The 25,616-nt window shown below is 53.1% G+C and carries 25 protein-coding genes; 5 read left to right on the top strand and 20 right to left on the bottom strand.

Features of this window, described 5'->3' with window-relative positions; all coding sequences use genetic code 11:
- Positions 1–91: 91 nt before the first annotated feature.
- A complete protein-coding gene (locus tag D7M11_RS31745; RefSeq protein WP_120751305.1) occupies positions 92–1,627 on the bottom strand; it encodes a glycoside hydrolase family protein in 1,536 nt (511 codons plus the stop codon).
- Between the two features lie 64 nt (positions 1,628–1,691).
- Complete coding sequence (locus tag D7M11_RS31740) at positions 1,692–3,077, bottom strand: ABC transporter substrate-binding protein (RefSeq protein WP_147433536.1); 1,386 nt, start codon at positions 3,075–3,077, stop codon at positions 1,692–1,694.
- A gap of 134 nt (positions 3,078–3,211) precedes the next feature.
- Here D7M11_RS31740 and D7M11_RS31735 point away from each other — a divergent pair, with 134 nt between their 5' ends.
- Positions 3,212–4,150: a helix-turn-helix transcriptional regulator gene (locus D7M11_RS31735; protein ID WP_120751303.1), complete on the top strand. Its 939-nt coding sequence runs from the start codon at positions 3,212–3,214 to the stop codon at positions 4,148–4,150.
- A 499-nt stretch (positions 4,151–4,649) separates the two neighbouring features.
- On the opposite strand, the gene D7M11_RS31730 is transcribed toward D7M11_RS31735, so the two are convergent.
- The 5 genes from D7M11_RS31730 to D7M11_RS31710 all read right to left on the bottom strand — a co-directional run bounded on the left by D7M11_RS31730 (position 4,650) and on the right by D7M11_RS31710 (position 8,505).
- Complete coding sequence (locus D7M11_RS31730) at positions 4,650–5,036, bottom strand: DoxX family protein (RefSeq protein ID WP_120751302.1); 387 nt, start codon at positions 5,034–5,036, stop codon at positions 4,650–4,652.
- A gap of 106 nt (positions 5,037–5,142) precedes the next feature.
- The gene (locus D7M11_RS31725) at positions 5,143–5,901 is read right to left on the bottom strand and encodes an SDR family NAD(P)-dependent oxidoreductase (protein WP_120751301.1); all 759 of its coding nucleotides are present in this window, start codon (positions 5,899–5,901) and stop codon (positions 5,143–5,145) included.
- A gap of 41 nt (positions 5,902–5,942) precedes the next feature.
- Positions 5,943–6,440, bottom strand: coding sequence for a MarR family winged helix-turn-helix transcriptional regulator (locus D7M11_RS31720; RefSeq protein ID WP_120751300.1), 498 nt, complete (start codon positions 6,438–6,440; stop codon positions 5,943–5,945).
- Between the two features lie 48 nt (positions 6,441–6,488).
- Complete coding sequence (locus D7M11_RS31715; RefSeq protein ID WP_120751299.1) at positions 6,489–7,511, bottom strand: hypothetical protein; 1,023 nt, start codon at positions 7,509–7,511, stop codon at positions 6,489–6,491.
- 166 nt (positions 7,512–7,677) lie between these two features.
- Positions 7,678–8,505, bottom strand: coding sequence for an AraC family transcriptional regulator (locus D7M11_RS31710; RefSeq protein WP_120751298.1), 828 nt, complete (start codon positions 8,503–8,505; stop codon positions 7,678–7,680).
- A 186-nt stretch (positions 8,506–8,691) separates the two neighbouring features.
- On the opposite strand from D7M11_RS31710, the gene D7M11_RS31705 reads away from it, so the two are divergent.
- Positions 8,692–10,041 carry an ABC transporter substrate-binding protein gene (locus D7M11_RS31705; RefSeq protein ID WP_120751297.1) on the top strand — a complete coding sequence of 450 codons (1,350 nt, stop codon included), beginning with the start codon at positions 8,692–8,694 and terminating at the stop codon, positions 10,039–10,041.
- A 131-nt stretch (positions 10,042–10,172) separates the two neighbouring features.
- Here the strand turns inward: D7M11_RS31705 and D7M11_RS31700 are convergent, their stop codons facing one another.
- The 3 genes from D7M11_RS31700 to D7M11_RS31690 form a co-directional block, all read right to left on the bottom strand.
- Entirely contained in the window at positions 10,173–11,990 is a 1,818-nt protein-coding gene (locus D7M11_RS31700; RefSeq protein ID WP_120751296.1) for a stalk domain-containing protein, read from the bottom strand.
- Positions 11,991–12,327: 337 nt separating this feature from the next.
- Positions 12,328–12,969: a response regulator gene (locus tag D7M11_RS31695; RefSeq protein ID WP_120751295.1), complete on the bottom strand. Its 642-nt coding sequence runs from the start codon at positions 12,967–12,969 to the stop codon at positions 12,328–12,330.
- Positions 12,954–15,167: a sensor histidine kinase gene (locus tag D7M11_RS31690; protein WP_120751294.1), complete on the bottom strand. Its 2,214-nt coding sequence runs from the start codon at positions 15,165–15,167 to the stop codon at positions 12,954–12,956. Before D7M11_RS31690 ends, D7M11_RS31695 begins: the two co-directional genes overlap by 16 nt.
- A 222-nt stretch (positions 15,168–15,389) precedes the next feature.
- Here D7M11_RS31690 and D7M11_RS31685 point away from each other — a divergent pair, with 222 nt between their 5' ends.
- Positions 15,390–15,938, top strand: coding sequence for a hypothetical protein (locus D7M11_RS31685; RefSeq protein WP_120751293.1), 549 nt, complete (start codon positions 15,390–15,392; stop codon positions 15,936–15,938).
- Here D7M11_RS31685 and D7M11_RS31680 read toward each other — a convergent pair.
- Together D7M11_RS31680 and D7M11_RS31675 are read right to left on the bottom strand one after the other, a co-directional pair.
- Positions 15,935–17,287 carry a sensor histidine kinase gene (locus tag D7M11_RS31680; protein WP_120751292.1) on the bottom strand — a complete coding sequence of 451 codons (1,353 nt, stop codon included), beginning with the start codon at positions 17,285–17,287 and terminating at the stop codon, positions 15,935–15,937. The genes D7M11_RS31685 and D7M11_RS31680 overlap by 4 nt on opposite strands.
- Complete coding sequence (locus D7M11_RS31675; RefSeq protein WP_120751291.1) at positions 17,284–17,973, bottom strand: response regulator transcription factor; 690 nt, start codon at positions 17,971–17,973, stop codon at positions 17,284–17,286. Before D7M11_RS31675 ends, D7M11_RS31680 begins: the two co-directional genes overlap by 4 nt.
- 204 nt (positions 17,974–18,177) lie before the next feature.
- On the opposite strand from D7M11_RS31675, the gene D7M11_RS31670 reads away from it, so the two are divergent.
- Both D7M11_RS31670 and D7M11_RS31665 read left to right on the top strand, forming a co-directional pair.
- Complete coding sequence (locus D7M11_RS31670) at positions 18,178–18,597, top strand: DUF6220 domain-containing protein (RefSeq protein ID WP_120751290.1); 420 nt, start codon at positions 18,178–18,180, stop codon at positions 18,595–18,597.
- Positions 18,598–18,623: 26 nt separating this feature from the next.
- Positions 18,624–19,013, top strand: coding sequence for a hypothetical protein (locus tag D7M11_RS31665; RefSeq protein WP_120751289.1), 390 nt, complete (start codon positions 18,624–18,626; stop codon positions 19,011–19,013).
- Between the two features lie 213 nt (positions 19,014–19,226).
- On the opposite strand, the gene D7M11_RS36605 is transcribed toward D7M11_RS31665, so the two are convergent.
- The 8 genes from D7M11_RS36605 to D7M11_RS31630 all read right to left on the bottom strand — a co-directional run bounded on the left by D7M11_RS36605 (position 19,227) and on the right by D7M11_RS31630 (position 25,551).
- Positions 19,227–19,532, bottom strand: a complete 306-nt coding sequence (locus tag D7M11_RS36605) for a ComEA family DNA-binding protein (protein ID WP_158606950.1) — start codon at positions 19,530–19,532, stop codon at positions 19,227–19,229.
- Positions 19,526–19,786 (bottom strand): hypothetical protein, encoded by a 261-nt coding sequence (locus tag D7M11_RS36600; RefSeq protein WP_158606949.1) that lies wholly within the window; start codon positions 19,784–19,786, stop codon positions 19,526–19,528. Before D7M11_RS36600 ends, D7M11_RS36605 begins: the two co-directional genes overlap by 7 nt.
- A gap of 34 nt (positions 19,787–19,820) precedes the next feature.
- The gene (locus tag D7M11_RS31655; protein WP_147433534.1) at positions 19,821–20,324 is read right to left on the bottom strand and encodes a hypothetical protein; all 504 of its coding nucleotides are present in this window, start codon (positions 20,322–20,324) and stop codon (positions 19,821–19,823) included.
- A 52-nt stretch (positions 20,325–20,376) separates the two neighbouring features.
- Positions 20,377–21,939 (bottom strand): AAA family ATPase, encoded by a 1,563-nt coding sequence (locus D7M11_RS31650; protein WP_158606948.1) that lies wholly within the window; start codon positions 21,937–21,939, stop codon positions 20,377–20,379.
- A gap of 166 nt (positions 21,940–22,105) precedes the next feature.
- The gene (locus D7M11_RS38275) at positions 22,106–22,402 is read right to left on the bottom strand and encodes a YuzC family spore coat inner layer protein (protein WP_476703840.1); all 297 of its coding nucleotides are present in this window, start codon (positions 22,400–22,402) and stop codon (positions 22,106–22,108) included.
- Between the two features lie 193 nt (positions 22,403–22,595).
- Positions 22,596–23,003 (bottom strand): cupredoxin domain-containing protein, encoded by a 408-nt coding sequence (locus tag D7M11_RS31640; RefSeq protein ID WP_158606947.1) that lies wholly within the window; start codon positions 23,001–23,003, stop codon positions 22,596–22,598.
- Positions 23,004–23,140: 137 nt separating this feature from the next.
- Complete coding sequence (locus tag D7M11_RS31635) at positions 23,141–24,391, bottom strand: mechanosensitive ion channel family protein (protein WP_120751283.1); 1,251 nt, start codon at positions 24,389–24,391, stop codon at positions 23,141–23,143.
- A gap of 242 nt (positions 24,392–24,633) precedes the next feature.
- Positions 24,634–25,551 carry an NAD(P)/FAD-dependent oxidoreductase gene (locus tag D7M11_RS31630; protein ID WP_120751333.1) on the bottom strand — a complete coding sequence of 306 codons (918 nt, stop codon included), beginning with the start codon at positions 25,549–25,551 and terminating at the stop codon, positions 24,634–24,636.
- Positions 25,552–25,616: the final 65 nt, after the last annotated feature.

The raw sequence follows: 25,616 nt of genomic DNA, 5'->3' as shown, positions 1-25,616 counted from the left end.
ATCTACAATGTTGCAGCTCCGAAGCCAGCCGGGTGATGCGAAACGGCGGCTAGTAATGCCAGCTTTCAGAGCCACAGATGGCAGAGATGTACTATTTCACAAGGTATACGGCATATACTCTGGGATCAATCTGGTTCTTTTTCTCCAGCTTCAATCGCATCCGCACCGTCTTCCCGGCCAGCTTGAGCAGTTGATTCGCCGGCCATTCGACGATTTGATTCAAGCCGTCCTTGGATACGATGCCGCTGTTCTCGCCCGAAAACTCAGGAATCGTACGGAAATGCTCGTCGGTGAACTCGACGCGTATTCCTTCGGCTCCATCGGCATTGATCGCGAGCGAGAAGTCTCCTTCCGGAAATGTGATCGGTATGGACAACAGCGAGCCTTCCTTCTGGTTCGGATTTAATCCGATCGCCCCCCAGCGGTCGCGCGGCAATATCGCAAGCCCGACTTCTCCGGAATAATCGTCCGTCACTCCTTCCGGAACCCACGCATTCCGCCATCTCCCGTGATAGATCCGCGTCTCGTCGCCTACGTTCAATATCCCGTTGGATTGACACAAATTCGTATGATAATGCTTGCCCGGCACCGGGGTGGCGCAGCTCTCTTGCTGGCTGATATACACATGTCCCTTCACCGGTTCCCGGAACAGCAGCCCGTCGTTGCTAATAACGAGGCCCAAATCGCACGACGTATCCATAAACGGCTTCTCGCAGTGATGCCACAAACCGTACAAGCCTACCGACACATTGTCATACACGATCGGAGCCACGCCGAGGTGCACCTGATCGTAATTTTTCCGTGTTCCGCGTTCGGAAGGGGCTTGATTTTCGAGAAGCCGGAAAGAATCGATGCCTTCCTTTAACCAGTTATCGAAGTCCGTTGAAATCCATGCGGTGGCCTGTCTCCCTAACTCAGCGCCGCCCTCGCTTCTCCGTTTGCCGCTTAACGCTTGACCGTTAATGACATAAAGTCCATTCACTTTATATAATGACGAGTGCTCTAACGCTTCTTCAGTCATCCCATACTTGCCGGCTGTCCAATGAATGCCGTCCGGGCTCGTAGCCGTGCGTGACGTATGTGAACGTCCGATATTGCCGTTGTCATAGATATACGTATATACCATTTTATAGCGCCGGTTCGGATCGGGATCGTCCTCGTCTTTGATAACGGTCGGCAATTGGACGAACGCATCCGGCAAATCGATTCCGTTATTATTCCGGTTTCCTTTATAGAGCAGCTGACCGAGATTCGGCTTAACCCAGTCGATTCCGTTATCGCTTTCCGCATAACAGATCGGCCCTGACATAATGCCTCCGAGCGATGCGTTCGTTTTTTTCCGGTGCAGCTCAAGCTCTTGGGCAGGCATATCCGGATTAAGGCCGAGCGACATACCGAGATACCACATCCGGTATTTCCCTTCGTCGTACAACACCGTTCCATAAAAGTGGGCAGCTAACGAATCAGGAGCGTCTTCGCGTTCCGATCGGGTCAAAACAGGCTGCTTGATAATTTCCGGTTTGCTCAAATAATGGCAAACGTTGCTTTTCAGCGGAAAGTAATAATCGTCCATTGCGAATAAGACCGGTTGTTTGGATGCGACCCCTATCGTTTTGAACTGGAACATGGTGAAACCGCCTTTTCATAGATTTGGGAGTTAGGTACGGATCAATATTTACATTCATCAAAGGTTACTTGAATACGTTCGGATTGACTTTGGCGCGGAAATCTTCCACCTGCTTTATCGTTTCTTCTTCTGCCTTGCGAAGCGCCGTGTTCATATCGGTTGTGCCGAACATGACCTCGTAGGCGTACTTTCGATAGATGTCCCCTACCATTCCGTCCATCGGGCCTTTGTACGGAACCGGCGCCGCTTGGTTATAAAATGCTGCGCCCCAGTTGAGGTTTTGAAACCCGGTGTCCGTTCCGTACGCTTTCTTGACGCTGTCGCTTTTCACGACCGGCATTAGCCCCTTTTTCGCCAAATCGGTCTGCGCTTCGTCCGATATTAAAAATTTCAGCACTTCCATCGCCGCATCTTTATTTTTGGCCATCTGCGTAATCCCGAGATAGACCGGATACGGCATCGACCCTACTCCTTTCCGATCCGGCAGCGTCGGAGCGGAAACAAAATCGAACTTTACCTGCTTAAACCGGTCCGCCCAGCTTTTGACGACCTGTGGAATATAGACGACCATCGCTTGTTGCCCGGCAATAAATTTCTCGAGAACTTGGACGGCATCCTTCGGCAGTTCGCCTCGGGCCGCTCCGGCCACCTCGCCCGGCGGTACGATCAGCTTTTCGAAAAATGTTTTCCATTTTGCATCCGTATTGATCGTCGGCTTCAACGTGTCTTTGTCGAGGTTCGGAATCGAGTAGGGGTTCATCCGAACCAAATAATCGATCATTGGCGCGTACCCGACATAGTTTACGCCCCCCTCGTTTCTCGTAATCCGTTTCGATACAGCATACAAATCGTCCCATGTCATCCCGTCTTTCAAATGTGGAATTCCGAATTTATCGAATAGATCTTTGTGGTACAGCGTGACCAAAACGTCCTGATGAATCGGTAGCGCAAACAGCTTGCCACCCACATCGTTTCTGAACCCTTCGATCGCCGCCGGTTCGAGTTTGCTCAAATCGACACCGTGCTTTTTGGCCAAATCGGTCATATCGTACTGAATTTCAACGGGTAACACTTCGTACAAAAATCCATAGACGGAGTTGAAATAAAAGTCGAAATGGGTTTTGCTGGAAACCATATCTGCCAGCAACGTTCCCGGACCTGTGCGCTGAATGTACTTGATCGTATAGTTCGGAAATTTTTTTCTAATTTTGTCCCCGTAAACTTCGTTGAAAAAAGCCTCCGATGACCCGTTCTGGGAGTAAAAGACGAGCTCGACCGGTTCCGACGACTGTTGTTCTACCGCAGATGCTTTTTCCGCCTCGGCTTTGTTGTTTCCTGCGTCCGTTGTCGTTCCTTTGTTGCTGCAGCCCGCTGCAAGAGCAAGAGTTGCAAGCGTAACGGCGCCGAAAGTCCAAAGTTTGTACGTTTTTGTTTTTCTCAGTTTAACCATTCCTTTTCGTAGAATGTTCGGCAGGCCGCGCCAATCCAAATGCAGACTGCGCCGGATATTGACGAATTGCTCTCTTCCTGTGTTACAATGGGGACAATTTATACCGCGAACTTGATCGTATAGGAGGAGCTCATGTGACGAATCCGCAAATTCAGACTACTCCTGTCGCTTGGGATCAGTTGAACATCAAAGTCCGATTCGGCTCGCTGCTGTTCGATATATTGCTCGACGGCAACATTTACCCGATGAAGATTGTCAGCAACAAGAAGCATAATCATGCGGTGATCGAGATGCAATTCATCGATTCCGGCATCGGGACGCTCGTTATGAAAGATCGCGAACATCACCTCGAAAGCGGTTCCATCCATATCATCGGACAACATATCTTCCATTCGTTTAAGCCGGACCCCATTGTTCCGGGGGAGCGCTCGACCATTCGCTTCACCTTTCAGGAAGTTCCGACGCTCGACCCTGGTTTTCCGCAAGAAGAGGCTGAACAGATCAAGGCTGCGCTGTCCCGGCTGACTTACTGCCAGCTAACCGATTCCATTCGTAATCGCGCCATGTTCCGCATGCTGGCCGAAATACGATCGGAAATCGAATCGCCCTCGGTAGGCTCCTACACTAAAGTACTTAGCCTGTTTGCCCAAATCATCATCGAGCTTGTGAGAGCCATTCAGACGGAACGTAACACGAGCGGCACGTACACGATGCCCCACAAAGAAAGGTACGATCAATGGTCACCTCAGATTGATCTGTTTTTTACCAATTGCCAGCAAGAATTAACACTCGAGATGCTGGCGGCCAGGCTCAACTTGAGCACGAAGCAAACGCAGCGGCTGCTCAAGAAGTATTTTAATACGTCTTTTAAGGACAAGCTCATGAATACGCGGGTAGAAGTTGCCAAAGACTTGCTGCGGACGAGCGGGCTTTCCATCGAGCGGATCGCTGGCGATGTCGGCTACTCGTCGACTCAATACTTCTGCTACCTGTTTCAACAAAAGACCGGCATGACCCCCTCGGATTATCGATCCTTGGAATTAAGCGGAAATACTGCGCAGAGCAGCACCTGATGCAGAAATGGGCGATGTTTCGTCACCTCCTCGTATTACGGTACACGCGGACGTTTTCGGTTTCACAAAGTTGGATTGGTCTCTTTCGCGAGTACGTTAAAACAAGTGTAGCGGAAGATAGTGATGAGCAACAACAAGCTAAGCGGACATCTTTTTTCGGATATTGTCTTTATACAGGAACAACTCGTGGTGGGACTTGTCCATCTGCACGCAGAAAAGGATACATGCCCTTGATCCGGGATCAAGAACGTGTATCCTTAGCTTTCTGATAGAAGGCAACTTTTTTTACGGAAAAAATATCCGTTAATCCAAGACAATAACGCGAGCCGAACCCATTAGCGGAACGGAATACCGCTATCGACGCAAAAGGCAGCTTCGGAGAGGAAAATGGAACATATAGCGGAAACGGATTCCGCTAACCATGGGAAATAACCGGGAAATGATCCATTAGCGGAAAACGATTCCGTTATGGAAAATCGAGCGGTTGCCCCGCCGGCCTCTAAAGCGAAAACAATCTCCGCACTCTATCGTCTCGGAGCCAAATCCCACCCCAAACGAAAATAGCCAAATAAACCGAAAACAGCACATTGGAAAACAGCGGAGCATCCATCCGAATTTGCGTCGCGATCGCCCCGCCGAAATAGCCGGTAAGCAGAATCGCGCCAAGCGGCGCCGTTCGGGGAAACGCATACACAATCGTCGAGACCAGGCCGAGTATGCCGATAATGAGCACATGGTGCTCGGCATACCCAAGAGCGATCGATCCCTCCACGGACTGCGACACTTTCAGCAATTTGGATATACTGTCGAACAGCATGAACAGCACGGCGATTCCGCTTAAGATTCGCCCCGTCCACAGACGGCCTCGAGAAATCGGAGTATTCATCACACAACCACCTTTTCAAAAGTTTTGCAATAACCATATCTTAGCATAATGAAGGTGCCCCGATTTCTTTTCGATTGCTCTATTCGTCGCCATTACGTGCCGGAAACTACCTTCTTCTCCCCACATACGGATAAATCGGATCTCTTAGTTCAAAGTCATACGTCGCGCCATTCACAATGCCAACTATTTTGTCACTATCGTACAGCTCCAGCAGAAACCCGGCCATCTGTTCGGCTGTATGGTATCGGGGAACTACGCCCTCATAACGAAACTCGTCAAGATTCAGAGCGCTTTTGATAAATTCGGTCGCTGTGGAGGCAGGCGCCAGTACTTTGGCTTGCATGGCGGCTCCCCGCTCCTTCAACTCTTGCGCCAGCCCTTCCGTAAAGGCACTTACGTAAAACTTCGACGCGCAGTAGGCCACAGAATTCCCAACAATCTGGTAACCACCGCCCGACGAAATATTGATGAGCTGTGTCCCTTCCACATCTGCATAATCGCGCGCATACAAAGTCGAGAGGATTGTTAAGGCCTCGATATTCAAATGCAGCATCCCCGTAACCCGATCCAAATCTTGTTCTCCGACAGTGGCAAAGCTTCCGCTCCCCGCGTTGTTGATCCAGGTTTCGATCCGGTACTCCCTCACACTTTCGTACAGCTCGTACACAGTTGCAGCCACAGAGAGATCGGCCGCTCGGATGACCACATCCAGATTCGGATAGCTGGCCGCCACCTTGTCACGCAGCTTTTCCAATTCCTTCGTTCTGCGGGCCGTCACAATCAGGTTTTTGCCGCGTGCGGCAAAAGCAAGAGCCGTTTCATATCCGATTCCCGAGCTGGCTCCCGTAATGACCGTATAGTTCATATCTCTTCCTCCCGAGTGTAGATGCAATCAAGCGCGTTCGCTCATTTCTCGTTACTGCCGTCCGCCGTGAAGCCGCGGATATACAGTTCCTGCTGCTTGAGCAAATAATCCGAAGCTTTTCTCATCATTTCGGCAAAAAGCAGGCTTTCCTGCTCCCCCAAATGGGCGACGAGACCGGCGAACATTTGGAGTCTGGCCTCATTGATGCGTTCGATGTACGCTTTTCCTTTGTCCGACAACCGCACCCGGACCACTCGCCGGTCGGCGGGATCGGCATGGCGCTCGACGAGCTGCTGGGCTTCCAGACTGTTGATATGCTGCGTCACCGTCGGCGGTGTGACGTTCAGTTTGCCGCTTATTTCCGAAACCATCAATCCCGAGCTGTTTTCCTGAATGTGGATGCTGATAAAGTACAGCACCATGATCTCGCCCGGCTTCTGATTGTTTACGACTCGATTCTGCATCATATTGCCGCTAACTTGCGACTGGAAGTACGATTCCATTAACTGCCGTGCAATGTCTCGCTGTTCCTCCGTCACTCCGGTTTCCTCCTCGTAGTACGATTGACCGCCTCGCGGCGTAACTTTTTAAGCCCCCTTTAACGCTGCATAACGGGCGGCAATGGTGTAAAATACGTCCTTCGGCTCCCACGGCATATCCAGGTACGTCGTACCGTGGCCTTGCTTCAGTATCCTCACGATCCCGTAGGATGCCTTGTCGAAATCTTGATCGGGATCTTCGTCGTACGGCAAGTTGTGGGAAGCGAACGTACACCAAAATGCCGTGTCGACTCCGGCCTCCTCGAAAATAGCGACGCTTTCGTTAAAATAGCCGCTTTGTTCGGACTCGCTCCGCTCGAAGCTGCTTGTAAGCCGTATGGCACGAGGGCCGTCCCACTCGACGATAAACATGCCGCGTGCGCCCAAGCCGCGCGCCCCATTAAACGTCGTACATCCGAACTCGGAGATGACGAGAGGCTTGCCCGAGCCGGCCAGCTTCTTGATCGAATCCGCATAAAGATGGGCAACCTCGGAGGAATGATAGGCATCGACGGCGATGAAGTCAAACAGTTCCCAGTTCACCGGTTCGGTCGGCAAAGCGGCGTACGTTACGCGGCCTCCGAATCGGGCACGCACCGCTTCGACTGCACTCGCCAGAAAGCCGTTCAGCAAAGCCGGCAGCTTCGCAAACGCAGGACGGATAACGTCCGGCTGCGACAAAGCCGCGAGGCGTTCCTCAAGCGTCTCGCCGGGCAGAAATCCGCGGGTGAAAAGCATCAGCTCGGCCCCGGTTACCATGACAACCTCCGCCCCCGCAACCCGGAGCCGTTCGGCGCGACCGGCACAGTCCGCAAGCAGCGCCAGCAGCTCCTCCTGTTCCAGGTCGTTCGTAAAGGGAGAGATCCATACCTCAAGACCAGCAGCAGCAGCCGCATGGGCCGCTATCTCCAGGCGGTCGGGCTCGCCGCCGGTAACCCGCACAGCCGTGCAGTGCAAGTCGCGTCTTATGATGCCCATCTCCTTGTATACTCGCTCCCGATCGAAGTCGGGGTGCGTGCTGGCCCCTTCGCTTAAGAAGCCCGTATCGTACGTTACACCACACCTGCGCATTAGCGACAACTCCTTTTAGATTAGCGTAAAGAATTGAATCTAAATAATTCGGAAAACTAATATTTCGGTAACCTAATTATATGCAAGTCACGGCAATTCGTCAACATACAAATAACCCACATGCGAGAGAAGCCGCATTGTGGGTTATTTGCTCCATTCCTGCCTTTCATAAGGCTTGCATTCGAAACTGTTTCGGCGACACCCCGTATTTCTTGCGAAACGCCCGGTTAAAAAAAGAGTATTGCTGAAAACCGGACAAATCCGCCACCTCCTGCAGGCTGTAGTGGCTGTAGTGAATCAGCGAGCAAGCATGATTCAGCCTTACGTCCAGGGCGTACTGGACGATGCTTTGGCCGAAGGCCGACGTGAAAAGATGCGACGCCCGGGATTTGCTTAAGCCGACATGAGCCGCCACCTCGCCTACAGCCGGTCTGGATAACGCACGATCCTCGATATACAGCTTCATCCGCTGCGCAGCCGCGAGCTCGCGATTCGTACCGCCTGTTGCCACGCCGATTTCCCGGTCCAGTCCAATCAGCAGCATCCGCAGCAAATACCCGGCCGCCTCGGCCCAGTTTTTCTTCGTGCGGGTCATCTCCAGCTCCAGCTCCTTGCACAGATCGAGCAGTCTGCCGTTCAAAGCAATCTTCGCTTTGAGCGGCCTCTCCGCCGCGTCCCACCAATGATCGAGCCAAGCTCCCCGACAGACGATATAATAGTTGCCGCTGAGTACCTGATTTGTTTTTTTGTTCGGCGTAAAAGACAGCTGGCACCGGTCTCCCGGCCGAAACAGGAACAAGTCGCCGGGGTAGATCATTTCCCACGTTTCATTGTCGCCGATCCGCGCCTCGCACTGTCCTTCCACCTGCAAGCGGATATAGTAGTTCAGAAACGTTCGGCGGTTCGTGTTCGTATGATACGACTTTTCGTGCCTGGAGTACATCGCATGCAGCACCTCCGCAGCCATCTCCGACTGCTTTGTCTGACCGTCCATCTCCCTCCTCCTTACAGCAGCAGTTTAGTACATCTTTTCAGTTGTCTATGATATGTCTATTATACAAGCGCGTTGCTATAATGGAAAGCGTATTCATCCCCTTTTCAAGCAAACGCGGGGGTCAAGAGAGACAAGAGATTAGTGCAAGTTAATTAGACACAGCTCATACCAGGAGGAGGAAACAAAATGACCATTCGAGCGTTATATCCGATCACGGCCCTGCTGCTCGCATCCGTGACGCTTGGGATTTTGACCGGTTGCGGAAACGGACAGGCGGAGCAGAGCAGTCAAGGAAGGCAGACGCCCGCGAAACCGCCTGCGGAGCCGGTTACTTTAACGTTTTTCAACCCGGTGAACGGAGTCAACACGGACCGATTCAATAGTGAGTACGGGGACGCGATCCGCAAAAAATTTCCCCACATCACGACCAAATTTATCGGCGTCGACACGGCTAACAAAATACTGCTGCCGGAGAGGATCGCCGCCGGCGAGCAAATAGACATCATGTACACGTCGGTCGGCATGATCCATGAGAACGTGCTGAAAAGCGGCCTCGCCTACGATATGTCCGATCTGGCCAAGGTGCAGGGTCTCGATCTGACCAAGTTTGAACCTTCAACGATCGAGTTGATCCGTCAAATCTCGTCCGGCGCTTTGTACGGCATTCCGACGGCGAACAGCTACGCCTCCATCGTGTACAACAAAGATTTGTTCGATAAGTTCGGCGAGGCGTATCCGGTAAACGGGCTCACCTGGGACGACTTGTACCAGAAGGCGCGCAAGCTGACGCGCAGCGACGGAGGCGTGCAGTATCGCGGATTCGTTGCCTCGTTTAATCATTTGGCGCTGACGAACCAGCTGGCCGCCAGCTTCGAGGATGCCAAGACGGAGAAATCGCTTATTAATAGCGAAACGTGGCGAAAGCACGCGACGAACCTGGCCCGTTTCTACGAAATTCCCGGCAACGAAGTAACGCTAACCTCCGCAGCGCTGACAGGACAAAACAACTTTTTCATCAAAGACCGGATCGCCGCAATGTACGCCAACGTTTTCCCGTTTACTTACCTTGATCCGGAAAACGCGGCGACTAAAGGCATGAATCTGGATGCGGTCAGCCTTCCGGACTACCCTGACATGAAAGGAACCGGCTCGCAGTCTTACCCGACGTTCTTCAGCGTTACGGGCATGAGTAAGCATAAGGAGGCGGCGTTCGAGGTCATCGCCTGGCTGGCCAGCGAAGAGTTCCAGACGATCCAGTCGCGCAAAGGCATCCAGACCATACTCAAGAACGACAAAGTGCGCAGCGAATTCGCCAAAGACCTCGCTTATGCAAACGGCAAAAACAAGGACGCCTTTATGCCGGTCAAGCCGGCCAGCCCGAGCGTCGTGACGATCAACAACTCCGTTGAAGCGACCACCTTTATGACCTACACGCACAAAATCGTTTCGAAAGAGCTCGACATCGTAACCGCTCTCCGCCAAGCGGAAGAGGATATGAACAAAAAAATCGCCGAAGCTAAAGCATCAGCGAAGTAAGAAAAACGTCTATCGACGCATTTTGTTACGCTTTACCAAACTTAAACTTTCTTTATCGTTGAAAGACAAGAAGATCGTCAAGGCCGCTTGACGATCTTCTTTGCGTTTTGTATTTACTCCCCTGCTTCCCGTTAACTGCCCGGCTTGATGTCAAACTCGTTGACAAATATCGAAGCCGTCCCAAACGGGTTCTGGAAATCGAAATCGATCGACGACACGAACTTATCGCTTCCCTTGACTTTTACTAGCATAGGCACTGGAGTATGACCCTCCGGCTTCCATACGGCGGATATTTTGTACCGGCCGAGCGGAATCCGATCAACGCCGTGACCGCCTGTCGGAAGAGCACCGGCACGTGCCGTTATGGACTTACCGGAGCTGCCGTCAAATAAAGGTCCGACGGGAGTAAGCGTTATTTCCAAATCGTTCATCTGAAGTTTCGGCATATTATCGTCAAATGACCAAAAATCAGGATGAATTTCAATATGTCCAACGACATCCTTGAGCGTAAAATGGCGAATCGCACCCGCACTCCCTGCAAACGGCAGATCAACGTCGGATCTTAAATAAAATCTCTGATCCTTGCCGTTATAGCTGCGGGTAAAGCTCGTCGACATGATCCATGTCGTAGGAAGGTGAGCAAGCTCGATCCGGTAGAAGCCATTCTCGTCGGTCACTCCTCCCAAGTTGCTATCGTAGAACAATTGGTTGTCGGCGTAAATCGTAACTCCCGAAAGGGGCTGGCCTTGCGCGTCGCGCAAATAGCCTTTAACGATATAAGGCTCGACTTCCCCGGCGGACGGTGCGGGTGTCGGGATCGGCGCCGGGACTGGGTCAGGGATGGGTGCCGGAGTTGGTGTCGGTACCGGGTCCGTAGGCGTACTCGTATCCGTCACGGCTTCTTCGATCTGAATCGACCATACGTTGCCGCTGCTGGAGAAGGCGACCCGATAGCCGCTGTTTTCCGAAACGAACCGAAGCGGCACCATCGTACGCCCATCGATGATTTGGGCAGGAACGTCGAGTCCAACTGTTTTTCCGTTTACCATGGCCTGCGAACTATCGATCGTCAATTCGATGGAAAGCCCGTTTTTCTTTCCAATCGCTCTCCGGGCGTTCCCGTCCTCCACCCAATTTACAGTAAAGCCCAGCGCTTCAAACAAGGGACGGAACGGAACGAGCGTCCGGCCTTCCTTAACAACCGGCTGCGCATCGCCAAATTGAAGCTCGCTGCCTTTGAAACGGACGTGAATCGCAATATCTTTCGCTTCATCCGCAGGAGCGGGAGAAGGTGCCGGAGCCGGAGTTGGTGTCGGCGCCGGGTTCTGTACAGGCGATGGACTTGGTACAGGCGCTGCCGATCCCTCCGCGGTCGCCGGTTTTTTGTATTTTATCGGCTTGGAAATAACCGTGCCCTGCTGGGTTTCGATTTCCAGCACATAGTGCTGAGTTTCCTTGATCGTGCCGTTGTCGCTCGCGTACAAGTTGAACGTAAGTTCGCCTTCGAATTCGCCGACAGGCTCTTTCACATCTTTACGGAAGCCCGGATTTATGATGATGTTTTCATGGGCAATCCCGCTTGCAGTCGTCACCGTCTTGTCTTGCACAATGCCGAGAATCCAGCCGGTTGTCACACGATTCGTTCTCCATACCCCCTGATAATTATCTTTCCCATAGTCGTCGGTGGAACGCAGTACTACGGCGTTAATCGTTGTTTTCTTATCTAGGCTGAGCTGCAGCTTGAAATGACCGTCCTTCTTCCCTTCCGGCGTAAAATCCGCAGAACCGACAACGTCCGTAGCCGTGTCCAGCAAGCTAAACTCCTTGATCTTTACGCCTTCAGGCGGTGTTTCCCCGAACGCGCCTGCCATTCCGTTAAATGCGATGCAGCCTGCAAGCACAATAGCTATCCCCGCCATTTGTTTCCTTTTGCCGAATATGTTTCTCATTCCTCATTCTCCTTTTCCCAAAAGTTTCGTGCTTTGTACTGATCAGCCTGCCTCCGGCTTCGCTTCCAGTTTTTGAATATCCTCCATTTCGTCGTTTGCTTACTCGTTCATCTTACCGCCGCAGTCCATCCGGTTTCATGAGTCATGGCTGGGAAAAACAGCAGGAATAATCCGGGAGCATACTGGGAACGCATCAGGAAATGCAACCGGCAAATTGTCCCGTCTCGGACTGTTTAAGCAACGGCTGCCTACGCCGACAAAAAAACTCCCGCTCCACTGTCAAAGTGGCGTCCGGGAGTCTAGTCGTACGGAATATAGATTTGCAAGCGCATTTGGTTTAATCCTCACGCACTTTCTGAACCAGTCGTTTCGCAGCATGGCGGTCCGAAACCTGCAGCTTGTTAAGAATGTTGGAGACATAGTTGGCTACCGTTTTGCTGCTAATATGCAACCTGGCGGCTATTTCGGCGTTACTGTCCCCCTCCGCAATACGTTCCAGAATTTCTACCTCGCGCTTCGTAAGCTCTGAAAAGGCAGGATCATCCGCCGGGACCGTACGCGATTCCGAAAAATAATTCATCATTCGGCCAGCTATATCCGAGCTGAACACGGCTCTGCCGTTGCCGACCATCCGGATCGACTGAAGCAGCTCCTCTTCGTCCGAATCTTTCAGGATGTAGCCTTTGGCGCCTACGCGCATTGCGGTAAAAACGGACTGGTCGTCCCTGAACATGGTCAGGATCAGCACCTCGGTCGCGGGATACTTCTCTTTGATCACCCGCGTCGCTTCAATCCCGTTCATCCCGGGCATGCGGATATCCATAAGCACGAGGTCGGGTTTGAGCTGCTCTACGAGAGCCAGTGCTTCCTCCCCGGATACCGCTTCCCCCACCACTTCCAGATCGTCCGTCGTCTTCAGCAAATTACGCACACCGCTGCGAAATAACGGATGATCTTCTGCAATTACGATTCTGAGCATCTTGGCCCCTCCTTCGGTTGTATCGGCAATATAGCCCGCACTCGTGTGCCGCCGCGCTCCGCCTGCTCGATCGAGCAATGTCCGCCCAACTCCGCCGCCCGTTCCCGCAGCGATTGGAGGCCGATACCGCCTTTGCCTGGCAGCCTTTGCCTCTGCGCATAGGCGGAGGACAGACCGGTGCCGTTATCCGTCACTTCGATCGCCAGTTGCCCCGAAGACGACACGTCGAGCTTGACCGTACACTCCGTAGCCTGGCTATGTTTGATCACGTTGGCCAGAGATTCCGTTACAATTCGGTAAGCCGCAACCTCCACGGCGGCGGATAAATCCGGAAGCGGCGGCGGTTCATGCAGCCGGATATGCAGCGGCGGCGTCCCCTGCTCATCCGCAAGCAGTCTTACCGGCTTGTTCAGCTCGCTGATTCTTTCCTGAATCGCGCCGATTAAGCCGAGTTCGTCCAGTGACGGCGGACGCAGATCATGTACGAGCGTCCGGATTTCGTCGACCGTCATTCGTATCGTTTTTCTAAGGTCTCCCAGCATTTCTATGGCGATATCCGGCTTCTTCATAACGTACTTCTCCGCCGTGGCGGCATTAAGCGCAAGTGCCGCAAGACGCGGAGCCAGATCGTCGTGCAAATTTTTGCGAATTTGCCGGCGCTCCTCTTCCCTGGCGAGAACGAGCTTTTCCCGGGATTCCTGCAAATCGTTCGCCAGCAGCTTCATGCCCAGCGTCATGTTCACATTTTCCACGATTGGACCCGCCTGATGCAGGAGCACATCGAGGAATCTGTTGTCCTCAGGCGAAAACGCTTCGCCCGGAGAACGGGCGGATAAGTAGAACGTACCCATGGTTTCCCCGCGGTGAACGATCGGAAACGACAGGATCTCGTGAACGGGCGTCCCTGCCGCAGCGACAAAAGCGTCCTGTTCTCCAACTCGTATACCTATGCCCGCGTAAGGCAGTCGCAGCGATTGTTTGACGGTGGAAGCGAGCGCTTCCAGCATCGCCTCCGGCGCCATCGGCCTCACAAGCTGGCTTCCCAGCTCCAGCAGCACCTCGTAGGGATCGTCGTGGCGTCCTTTCAGCAGCCGGTTGATTAGCCGCTGAAGCTTTTCCTTAAGCGGGGCAAAGGCAACCGCCACGATCGCCGTCGCCGTCAACGAGACGAATAAGTTATGGCCTGTTGCGAACAAACCGCTCAAATAATAAACCGTAAAAATATATATCGCGGCGACGCACAGAGATAAGGTTCCGTACAGCAGCGTTCTGTTGACAAGCGGATCGATTTCCCATAACCGTCGCCTAAGCACCGCCATCGTTAATGTGACCGGTATGGCCAGCAAACTCAAATTAATCATCGCATTGAGGTACACATAAGTCAGAGCGCTCCCGTCATTCAGACGGGGATTAAACAGAATGCTCATCCCGATAAATCCGGTCATGCCGACAACAAGACCATAGACCACCCATTTCGTCTGCTGCCGCTGCGCAAGCGAAGAAATTTTCAAATAGCGATGGATTTGCGAATAGATGAGAATCGAAGTCGTCCCGATATACCAAGCTGCCAAGAGGTATTCGGAGCCGCTCATATCGTTCCATATCAGACCGCGATTGAAGAAGCTGGCGACATCTATGATCAGTATCAGAATAAAGACCGCTGCCGTCCATCTGGGGACAAATCTTCCGTTCGGAAAAAGCAGAAACAATAAGGAAAGCCCGATCCATCCGAGTGTCGCGACAAATGAAAACCACCACTCCTCGCCGGCTATGCCTTGGAAAGCGATCGAGCTTAACGAAGGAAAGGACGTGCCGAAGGCCACCAGGGCCACCGCGGCAACCAGGGCCATCGGCTCGCGAAATCCTTTCCATAACAGCAGCAGCGCGGCCGCATAATACACATACGTAAAAATAACATCGATGCAAACGAAGAGGAATGCATACGTCTCCAGGGTCAGATGAATCGATCCCGCGTTCTCGAGCGGCATGGCGGGTACTAAGCTGCCGCAGCCATCAACTATACAAGTGGAAACGAGCTGTTCGTAGTATTTTGGAATTCCTGTCGAATACAATACTGCCGTTAACAGAGAGAAGCAGGCGGCAAGAAGCTGAAGGCAGGCAAGGAGCCCTTTCCGCCATGTCCGGACTGCGGGCTGTCCCCCCTCTCGAGCGGCGACGCGATCTTGCGTTAGTGGCATGTGATCCCCTCCGATACCAAACCCACCTCCATTATAGCGGGCATCGGGCGGTCTGAATACGGAGATCCCGCAACTTCCCGGGACACTTCCCGGATTTCCCGAAAATATCCCGAACCTGCTTCCCCAAACATTGTGAGTCCCCTTCTCTGTCGGCCATGATGGCCCGGAGCATATAATCAAAATCGTTACCAATAACGACGCCCACGGGAGGTTGCAATCAAAATGAATGAAACAAGAGTGACGCAGTGGTTGGGGATGATTTGTCTGCTGGCCGGGATCAGCCGCATGGGGATGACACCGAGCGCCTTCATCTGGGGGACGGACAGCACCCCGGAGCTGATCTTCGGGATCGTTGCGAGTGTGCTGATGTCCGTTGGCACTATCGCGATATTTATGGTGCAGTCGAGGGAGACGGGAGTCTTGGGATTGATATCCGTACTTGCCATCTCCGTCGGTAATATCGCGACGGCGTGTATGCTGTGGTCTTTGTTACAGGCTGCGAATCAGCCGATAAGTCAGGATGGCCTGGCTCTCACCGTCTTGCACCTTCTTATTCTAATTGGACTTACGGGAGGAACGCTGGCTTTTACGGTGCTGGCTTACCGGGCGAAAGTATTTCCCCGCTGGGTGATCGTGCTGCTCGTAATGATGCCCCTATCGATGTTCCTGCCGGTGGAAGACAACAAGTATATCGCCTTTTTCTGGGGATTATCCTATGTCGGCATGGGCTACACGATCTGGTCCGGCACTTTGCGGGCGAAGCGCGCTTAGGAGCGAGGAAGCCGGACGATAAAAGAGGTTCCTTGCCCGACGGCGCTCGTCACCTCGATCGTGCCGCCATGCGCTACAACCAGACCTTTCGCGATTGCGAGACCAAGCCCTGCGCCGCCGCCGCTGCGCGACCGGGCTTCGTCCGTCCGGTAAAAGCGGTCGAAAATATGCGGGAGATGCTGCGGCTCGATACCCTGGCCCGTGTCGGAGACGATGACGCGGATGCCTCCCGACTCGCCTTCTCCCGTACGTTCCTCTTGAATCGCCAATTCAATCTGCCCGTTCGGGGGTGTATAGCGAAGAGCATTTACCGTCAAGTTCAGAAATACTTGCGTGAGCCGATTCGCGTCCGCGAGCAGATCAGGGGAATCTGCCCTGCATACAAGCGTCATGCGGATTCCCTTCTGTTCGGCTTCGTGTGTGAGCCGTTCGACGATGCGGCCCAACAGCTTGCCGAGATCGGTCGGCTTTCGATCAAGCGGCAGCTGGCCTGCCTCGGCCAAGCTTAACTGATGGAGATCGTCCACGAGACGGGTCAGACGAATCAGCTCGTCCTGCAGAGGCAGCAGATTCTCCGGATCGATGGGTTTATTCCGGTGCTGCGCCAGATCGAGCTGGCCGCGAATGACGGTGATCGGCGTCCGCAGCTCGTGCGCCACATCCGCCACCCATTGCCGGCGCTGGGTTTCTCCCTCTTGGAGCAGCCGCGACATCGTATTGAATGCAATCGCCACTTGACCGAACTCGTCGCGCGAAATGACTTGTGCTTGCACGCCGAACTCGCCTTTGCCCAGTCGTTCAATAACGGCCATTAACCGGCGGAGCGGTTCGGTCAACCGCCGGGACAAACGCCAAGCCACGACCAAGCTGATGGCGATAAACAAAGCCGCACCCGGAATGAGCAGCGTCAGCACGGAGATGGGAAGACCGATTCGCAGCTTGGACAGCATGGCGACGTCCGGGTCGTAATAATACAGCAAGCCGATCGTCTCGCCTTCCCACTCAAGCGATCTACGAATGCCTAACCTCTGAATCAGCGCTTCCGACGGTGTACCGCGATGCAGCAGCGTTTGATGATGGGCAGACTGTAGCAGCAGTCCCTTCTGCCGCTCTGCATCTTCAAGGCTTTCCCCGAATGAGACCTGCCCGATACCGTCCCATGTCCGGCCTTGTTCCGCATAATACGCAACAAGCGTGTCCGACAAAGAGGCTACCATTTCGCCGCGATTCGAATCCACCGCCGCATTCACCCCTTCCCGAACGATCCATTGCGTGAGTAGACCGTACAAGACGCACATCGCCATAATAAACGAAGCCATTGCGAGAAACAGCTTGCGGTTCAGCTTCATCGGCGGTCACCGAAGCGATACCCGAAGCCGTAGACCGTCTGGATGTACTTGGGATGGGAAGGATCGTCCTCGATTTTTTTGCGTATACGGCTAATATGGGCGTCGACCGTGCGTTCGTCGTTAAGAATATCGTCATCCAGGGCAGACTGAAGCAGTTGCAGTCGGCTGTATACAATTCCCGGCCGGGAAGCGACAGTCAGCAGCAGCTTGAATTCCGTCGGCGTAAGCGGTACTTCCCTCCCCTTCTTCCATACGCGGCATTCCGCTTCCGATACGACCAGCTCTTCGTAGCTGTATACCGGCATCGATGCGGCACCGTGCCCATCAAGTCTGCGGAGAACGGAACGAATCCGGGCGGACAGCTCTCGCAGCGAAAAAGGCTTCGTCATATAATCGTCCGCACCCATCTCAAGCCCTACGATCTTGTCCGCTTCGTCCGAGCGGGCCGTTACCATAATGATGCCCGTAGGGCCCATACTGCGCAGCTCCCGACATACATCAAGCCCGCTCTTCTCCGGCAGCATCCAATCCAGCACGACCAGATCGGGTCTGTATGTCCGCGCCTTCGCGAGCGCCTCTAGTCCCGATTCCGCCGTTAGCGTCTCATACCCTTCGCTGCGAAGAAAAGGTTCCATAAATTCGAGAACCTTGCGTTCATCGTCCACCAGCAGCAGCTTCTGTGGCATGGCCTGCCCCCTTTCCTCCGATTTTCTAACAGTATACTGAAAATTGTGCCCGATAAGGAGGTTTCTTCGCAATTTCACGGGAACCGCAAACGATCGCAACAAGTTCACAACATCTGGCTGTTACGATGATACACAGAATACGGGACACGGAAGCCGGCACACGGTTGGACGGTTGTCCCAATTGCGACAAGGGGGTTGCTCGACATGTCTGATCCACTAACAACACCAAACCGCATCAACCGAATCGGCGGCATCGTTTACACCGGTTTGGCCTTTCTCTTCACCGTCTGCATAACGGTGCAAATTTTTATCGCCGGAATGGCGATCTTCATCGATGCCTCGCACTGGCGCGAGCACATCGTGTTCGTGCGCATTTTCGAACTGTTTCCGCTGCTGCTGCTGCTTTTTGCGTTCGTCGGAAAGCTTCCGCACTGGTTTCGCTGGATGAGTGGAGTTATTTTCCTGCTGATCTATGCCCAATATTTTACCGCCCATCTTCCGGTAGTCGGCGCCTTTCATCCGGTCATCGCAGCCGTGCTGTTCGGAACTTCTGTACACGTGTCGGTCCGGTCGGCGCAGTATGTATTTCCAAAGCGGCAGCATAAGGAGAAAGCGAAGGGATGAAACTTCAGCGAAAGGAGAGTAGAGGAATGGAAGAAGTGAAACAGCATAAGGCGCTTATCGTTGTTCTGGCCGTTATCGCCTGCTTTAGGCCGCTTATGAACATACTGGGCCTGTCTGCGCAAATCGGTCAGCCGATGGCAAGCGTCTCTGCCACGGTGATCATTACGCTGGCCTGGATCGCAACAGTCGTATTCGTCCGCATTCGCCAGCCGGTCGTCGTTCTAATGTTCGCCGGTATCGTCTACGTCATATTGGCTATTGTCCTGAGTGCCGTTCTATCGCCGATATTGACCGGTCATTTGCAAGGGCCTATCACGAATCCGTTCGCTATTGTCGGCGTGCTCGTCACTAATGCGGTATGGGGCATCATCGCCGGGTTTTTGGCCACTGTGTTGATGCGTGTATGGAAGCTTTGAGAGCTACAGCTCCATAACAATCGCCGCTCCGTGCAAGAACCACATGAGCGGCGATATGTCATTTCGTGCACCCAATTAGCGGTTGTCGTCTATCAGTTTATGATGTTTGCGCCGCTGGAAGCCAATCGTCACGTACACGTTACGGACCAGTGAGCTCGAGACGAATTCGCGGCCTGCATAACGTAGCATAAGTATGGAGACATTGGTTCAAATTCAAGCATCAACAACAGCCACGCCAACCTCGTGCAACGAGACGTTGTACAAATAAGGCCTGAACTGATCCAGAAAGCGGGGCGGCAGCTCCAGCAACAAGCCAAAATGCTCGATCGAACGGAAGCCCCCGATCTGTTCCCGAACCTGCAGCGTCCGAACGGCCAGCTTCTCGGTAAACTCCGGGATACGGAGCAGGTCGGCCAGCTCGCATTCGTTCAAATGCACCGGCGGGACAGGCTTTCGGCTCCGTTTGATCCGCTCAAGCAGCTCCACATACACCAGCACCTGCTTGCGGTACACTAGCACTGCAAGAACGCCACCACCGCTACAACCACCATCCCGCACAAATGTAGGCCCACCCCGCCGAGCCACGGCACGAGTGCAAAATAAAGCAGGGCCGGCAGCGTATACAGCACTGCGGTCTTGATGCCCCAGCGCCGGTTTTGCAAGAGCTGTCCGATCCGGTAAAAGGACATTCCGGCTAAAAATCCGGTCCATGTGTATGTAATCCACAGACTTCGGCTTCGCTCCCACTGCGGTCCTTTTTCGGTGATCCTCATTCTTGCTTTCCCCCTCCCTGCCGCAGCGGCGGCTCTAATAATCTACGATTCTTGCCTGATAGCCGCTAAGACTTACCGTCTCTGCCGGTTCGGCCTCTTCGTTAGCCGCATCGCTGCGTAGTAGGAATAGGCCATCTCGCAAATCGATGATAAGCCGGACCAGTCGGTCCGCCGGAAAGCTGCTTGTTGTCAAGAACAGTTGAAAGTCCCCGAACCACATACCGAATCGGCTCGCCAGATCCGGTTCCGGATGATTCAGCAGCGTTTCCCAATCGACTCTGCTCTGCTTGCCGTCGGAGACGAAACGCGGATTTTTCATGACGATGCCTTCCGAAGCGATGACGATCCCCGTCCGCCAATGGCCTATCGGCGTCGTATCCAGGTAAGCGAAAACGTCGCTAGTAGCGTCAAGACGAAACGAACGGCGCAAGCGGCTGCGCTTCCTTTTCGTCAATTGATCGCCGAGCGCATAGTTCGCCCCTTCGTACAACTCGCAAATGGCGCCAAGTCGTCTTGCTTCCTCTTCCCCTAGTGTCAATATGGCGCTCCGCTCCTTTTGTAGTTCCGCTGCTGCGGCTCCCTGCTCGTGGTCATCGGAAGCTGCCCGGACGGGTGATCTGCACCAGATTTTCCTTCGAAGTAGCCGGGATCGCCCGCATCTCCGCCCAGCTTCGCAGCTGCTGAATCCGCTCGGCCTGCGTGACGGATAACGGTACCGTGGACCGGATCGCCAATAGGATATCGTCCAGCACGACCACTCTGCGCTCCGCGAACGCCTCGAAAAAGCCTGACACAATCACCTGCTCCAGCTCCGCGCCCGAAAATCCTTCGGTCTGCTCGACGATCTCCTGAACGATCGACGGCTCCACCTGCCGCTTTAACCGTTTATGCAGATGAAGGCGGACAATCTGCTTGCGCTCCTCGCGGTTCGGCAGATCGACGAAAAAGATCTCGTCAAACCGGCCCTTTCTCATCATTTCCGGAGGCAGGTTGCTAATATCGTTGGCGGTGGCGATGACGAACACCATCTTCGTTTTTTCTTGCATCCATGTTAAAAATGTGCCAAATACGCGGCTGGCCGCCCCGCTATCCCCGCTTGAGTTCACTCCTCGAAAACCTTTCTCGATCTCGTCGATCCACAGCACGCATGGGGCGATCGCCTCGGCGGTCTGGATGGCGCTGCGTATGTTCGCTTCGCTCGTCCCGATCCACATGCCGAACAGCTTCCCTACATCCAGACGCAGCAATGGAAGCTTCCACAAGGAGCTGACCGCCTTGGCGACCAAGCTTTTGCCGCAACCCGGCACACCGGTGAGCAGCACGCCCTTCGGAGCGGTCAATCCGTATTGCACCGCTTGCTCCGACCACGATCCGTTTCTTTTGCCTAGCCAAGATTTGAGCTGATCCAGGCCGCCCACTTCATCGAGCTGGATACCCGCGCCGATATATTCCAGCAAATTCGACCGTTTAATAATTTGCCGCTTCTCCTCGAGCACAATGTCCACATCATCCTTGCTCAAACGCCCGTCCTTGACCATCGCCAGCGCATAGGCGTTCTCCGCCTCGCCTAACGTAAGGCCCAAAGCCGCCTGAACGAGGCGCTCCTTGTCGTCTGCATCCAGATCGATCTGAATGCCCGCCATTTGCTCGTTCGCTTCGATCATCGAATCCAATACCTGCTCAATCTCATTTCTGCTGGGCAGCGGAAAGTCGATGACGGACACCTCTTTTTCCAACTCCCTGGGAAAGACCGCCGTTGCCGACAAGAAGATGATATTGATCGGTTCCTTCGCCCGTTTTACATAGGGTTGAATCATCTTGAGGCCCCGTACCAGCTCGTGAACGACAGAATTATCTGTAAAAAAGTAATGGATATCCATAATGACGAAAACGGAAGGCACCGTCGATTGTTCGATATGGCTCAGGAAACTCAGCAAATCTTTGGCCGGGCTGTCTGTACACCTATCGTATTTCCCATCCGCATGCAGCAGGCTCCATGTGAAGACCTGGCGTTTCGTTTTGATAAGCTCACTGTTCTCCGCTACGAACTTGATTGTCTCGAGAGCTCGTCCTTCCTCCCACGACAAAACGTGGATGAACGGAAATCTCGCTCTCATCATATGGCCTAGCAACCGCTGAAAATGTTCCATCATGCTCCTCCGCGCTCGTATATTCCCATTCACTCCCATATTATAGTAGACGGACGGAGAAGCTGTAAACGATAACAAGTCCAAGCGGTGCAACTTGTCTACCAAACTTTTTTACAACGAAAAAAGCCAAGCCCCCTCTTGGAGAGAACCGGCTCCTACTCGCAACGGTTTACCAGCATAAAGCAACACGAATTTTGAAACAGATGTCAGCACCCGGAGATCGGAACTCGATCGAGATGCCGTCCGGCGTTACGTTAACTAGAAAAGGCGTGTGGATTCCGAGCGATTGGATCAGGCGCTCGACCGCAGGCTTATTGCTTTCCGACGCGGCCTTTTTCAAATGTAGGGAAAAGCTTGCATTCGAGGAGATCACGTTTAACAAATGTACCAATTCCGACGTGGCCGTCAATGATTGTTTGGCGGATTGCTGAAACTGGCTCACATCTGACGGATCGCCTAATGGCATCGGCCTTTCCGTATACGGCCACAGCGGCCCCCATCCGTAGTAGTAATACACCGCTGGATCATCGTCCCTTCCTTCATCATGCTTTACTATATGGGCGATTGGCGTAATGGTGACCGTCTTCTGAGCACAAAAAAAGAAGCTCCTCTGCCGTATGACGCAAGGCTATAGGGCTTCTTTTTTACAATCTGCAAACCTACGACACCGTCTTTTCTTTAATCGTGATCGCACCGTAATACATGTACATGTCGCAGTGGAACTTATAAGTTCCCGGCTCCAAATTGTCCAGCGTTACGAGGTTATTCCCCTTTTTCAGCGGAACATCCAGCTTGATGTCTTCGGCTATCATGCCTTTAATGCAAGTAAAACCGGTTGTTTTTTTGAAATTGATTTTGGCCGGAACCCCGGGGATGAGTTCGATCTGATTCGGTACGAAGCCGTCGCCAGTCACCATAACCGTAACTACCTGGTAACCTGCAGCCTGCTCGGCGATTAGCGGATCGACCGGATCGGGTTTACTTGGAAAAAAGATCAATACCAGCGCTATGCAAAGTATGCCCAATCCGGCAAAAAGCCATGCCGGTTTGCGAATTTTCGCTTTCATGCCTTCCACTCCTTCTGCACTGCACGCCTGTTCCATGCGGATACTTCAAGTATAGCGGAAGGCGTATTCGAAAGTCGGCGCATATTTGACACATTCGCGGCAAACCCTTGAAGATTCGTTGGCGATTGCAGCGTAAGTTAACTGCCGGACAACATCTCTGCGCGTATCGCCTGCTTGAAGTCGTGTCCGCTCGGGTTCTGGAAGATGCGCAAGCCGAAGGTCGGTACGGCAGCGAAAACATGGTCGAAAATATCGGCCTGAACCGACTCATAGACGCCCCAATTCGTATCGTTTACGAACGCGTAAATTTCCAGAGGAAGCCCGTTCTCCACCGGCGCCAGCTGCCGTACGATCAGCGTCATCTCCTGATGAATCCTCGGGTGATGTTTCAAATATTGTTCCATATACATGCGAAACACGCCGATGTTCGTGAGCTGCCGTCCGTTTACCTTCATCGTTTTGTCGATCTGATTGCGGGCGTTGAAGGCGGCTATTTCCTGTTCTTTGCTATCTATATAGTCGGTCAAATAATGAATTTTGCGAAACCCGCGGATCATCTCGTCCGTACAGAAGCAAATGCTGCTTTTGTCGATCAGGACGGAACGTTTGATGCGCCGGCCCCCCGCCTGCTGCATTCCGCGCCAATTGCGGAACGAGTCGGAGATGAGCGCATAGCTGGGTATCGTCGTAATCGATTTGTCGAAGTTTCTCACCTTCACCGTATTGAGCGAGATGTCGATCACGTCGCCATCGGCGTTGTATTTCGGCATGTCGATCCAGTCGCCGACACGCACCATATCGTTGGAAGACAGCTGTACGCTGGCGACAAGCCCCAGAATCGAATCTTTGAAGATGAGCATGATAACCGCAGACAAAGCGCCAAGGCCGCTTAGCAGAATGAGCGGACTCTCCCCGATCAGGTTGGCGATAATAACAATGCCGCCGATCACGAAAACAAATATTTTAACGACCTGGGTGTAGCCGCGAATCGGCTTCACTTTGGAAATCTCGAAGGTGCTGTAAATATCGTTGCAGGCGTCCAGAAACGCATCGATTACGATCATGCCCACGACGATAATATAAACGGCGACGCCTTTTTCGATAAGCGTTTGGTAGCCGGGAAAGATCGAAGCGAAATAATAAATAATGAGGGCCGGGACAATATGAGAGATTTTATGAAATATTTTTCGCTCCAAAAATACGTTGTCCCACGTGAACCGGTTTTTCGTAATGATAGAGGTGAGGATTTTTAATACGATTTTTTTGGTTACGAAATTCGCGGTGACACAAACTCCGGCAAGCAGGACTAATACAATCGCATTCGCCAAGTATGTAACATAGGGTTCTGTCATTCCCCGTTCCGTTAGCAGGTTATAAACAAAATTCATACTCTACTCCTTACCTATTAGAATGTTTATTTATTATAACATCTAGAGGTCCGGTGAATAACTACACTACGGGAAAATTCGGGAACAAAGGCGACCACTCCGTTTCTCCGGCATCATTCGAAACCCTCCGTTCAGTTATTCACCGGCCTTCTAGATCATGCGGGTAAAGAGATCGCGATTTCATCTCAAACGCAGAGCAAGGCTGCCGATGTTTCGACAGCCCTCTCATACGCGGGAACCCGTTATCCTTCTCGCTTCCATACCTCCAGATTGAGTTCATTGTTCATGGCCGCTGCGGCAAAAGACCCCATTGCGGCAGCTGCTATCGACTGATGCAGCCGCGAAGCCGCATCCCCGGCGCTATAGACGCCTGCAACGCTCGTCTTCCCGAATTCATCGACGGCGACCATTCCCGTTTCCGTCATGCGGCATCCGAGAAGCTTCGGCAGCTCCGATCCGGTAACGAGCTCCGGCTTGAAAAAGATTCCTCTGCACGGGATGGCCTTCCCGTCTTCAAGCACGACTCGCTGGACGATCCCGTCCTTCGATTCAATCGCTCGCACGGGCGAATCCCATAATGGCACTTGATGACGCTGCAGTTCCTCCCGCTGAGCATCGGTCAGCCCGTCAGGGCCGTTCGTGCAGATCGTAAAACGGCTCGTCCAGCCGGATATCAAAGGAGCGAAGTGCATCAGTTCCGGTCCTTTGTTCAAAATAACCAGAGGCTCATCCCTTAGCTCCCAGCCGTCGCAATACGGGCATACGAAGGCGCTTTTGCCGTAAACCTCGGCCAAGCCGGGAATGTCAAGCGGCCGGTCTTTCATGCCGACGGCAAACAGCACCTTTTTGCTTACATAAGCGTGTCCCTGCCCTGTGGTTATCTGAAAATTACCGTTCTCCCCCGCAATAGTTACGGCCGTATCCGCTACGATAGAAACCGACGGGTAAGCCTGAATTTCCTCCTGCGCAATACGCCGGAACTCGCCCGGACTTATTCCGTCGCGGGTCAGAAAGCCGTGGGCCTCGCGGGTGACTGCGTTGCGGGGACGTCCTTCATCGATTACCGCCACCTGTTTTCTGGCGCGTCCCAGGACGAGAGCTGCGTTTAACCCTGCCGGACCGCCGCCGATAATCGCCACATCCAGCTGCTGTTGTTTCAATCTCATAAAAATAGACACCTCCATAGATCTGTAATATCCATAATTAAGGGAAATGAAGACAAGAA

Origin of the sequence: Paenibacillus ginsengarvi (assembly GCF_003626695.1) — a bacterium.
Classification (GTDB): domain Bacteria; phylum Bacillota; class Bacilli; order Paenibacillales; family NBRC-103111; genus Paenibacillus_AB; species Paenibacillus_AB ginsengarvi.
Note: the sequence above shows the minus strand (reverse complement) of the source record. Positions and strands in the feature narration are given on the sequence as shown.

Coding starts and splice junctions, on each gene's coding strand:
- D7M11_RS31745 (WP_120751305.1), bottom strand. CDS start 1,627: ATGTTCCAGTTCAAAACGATAGGGGTCGCATCCAAACAACCGGTCTTA.
- D7M11_RS31740 (WP_147433536.1), bottom strand. CDS start 3,077: ATGGTTAAACTGAGAAAAACAAAAACGTACAAACTTTGGACTTTCGGC.
- D7M11_RS31730 (WP_120751302.1), bottom strand. CDS start 5,036: ATGAATACTCCGATTTCTCGAGGCCGTCTGTGGACGGGGCGAATCTTA.
- D7M11_RS31725 (WP_120751301.1), bottom strand. CDS start 5,901: ATGAACTATACGGTCATTACGGGAGCCAGCTCGGGAATCGGATATGAA.
- D7M11_RS31715 (WP_120751299.1), bottom strand. CDS start 7,511: ATGCGCAGGTGTGGTGTAACGTACGATACGGGCTTCTTAAGCGAAGGG.
- D7M11_RS31710 (WP_120751298.1), bottom strand. CDS start 8,505: ATGGACGGTCAGACAAAGCAGTCGGAGATGGCTGCGGAGGTGCTGCAT.
- D7M11_RS31705 (WP_120751297.1), top strand. CDS start 8,692: ATGACCATTCGAGCGTTATATCCGATCACGGCCCTGCTGCTCGCATCC.
- D7M11_RS31700 (WP_120751296.1), bottom strand. CDS start 11,990: ATGAGAAACATATTCGGCAAAAGGAAACAAATGGCGGGGATAGCTATT.
- D7M11_RS31695 (WP_120751295.1), bottom strand. CDS start 12,969: ATGCTCAGAATCGTAATTGCAGAAGATCATCCGTTATTTCGCAGCGGT.
- D7M11_RS31690 (WP_120751294.1), bottom strand. CDS start 15,167: ATGCCACTAACGCAAGATCGCGTCGCCGCTCGAGAGGGGGGACAGCCC.
- D7M11_RS31685 (WP_120751293.1), top strand. CDS start 15,390: ATGAATGAAACAAGAGTGACGCAGTGGTTGGGGATGATTTGTCTGCTG.
- D7M11_RS31680 (WP_120751292.1), bottom strand. CDS start 17,287: ATGAAGCTGAACCGCAAGCTGTTTCTCGCAATGGCTTCGTTTATTATG.
- D7M11_RS31675 (WP_120751291.1), bottom strand. CDS start 17,973: ATGCCACAGAAGCTGCTGCTGGTGGACGATGAACGCAAGGTTCTCGAA.
- D7M11_RS31670 (WP_120751290.1), top strand. CDS start 18,178: ATGTCTGATCCACTAACAACACCAAACCGCATCAACCGAATCGGCGGC.
- D7M11_RS31665 (WP_120751289.1), top strand. CDS start 18,624: ATGGAAGAAGTGAAACAGCATAAGGCGCTTATCGTTGTTCTGGCCGTT.
- D7M11_RS36600 (WP_158606949.1), bottom strand. CDS start 19,786: ATGAGGATCACCGAAAAAGGACCGCAGTGGGAGCGAAGCCGAAGTCTG.
- D7M11_RS31650 (WP_158606948.1), bottom strand. CDS start 21,939: ATGATGGAACATTTTCAGCGGTTGCTAGGCCATATGATGAGAGCGAGA.
- D7M11_RS38275 (WP_476703840.1), bottom strand. CDS start 22,402: ATGCCATTAGGCGATCCGTCAGATGTGAGCCAGTTTCAGCAATCCGCC.
- D7M11_RS31640 (WP_158606947.1), bottom strand. CDS start 23,003: ATGAAAGCGAAAATTCGCAAACCGGCATGGCTTTTTGCCGGATTGGGC.
- D7M11_RS31635 (WP_120751283.1), bottom strand. CDS start 24,391: ATGAATTTTGTTTATAACCTGCTAACGGAACGGGGAATGACAGAACCC.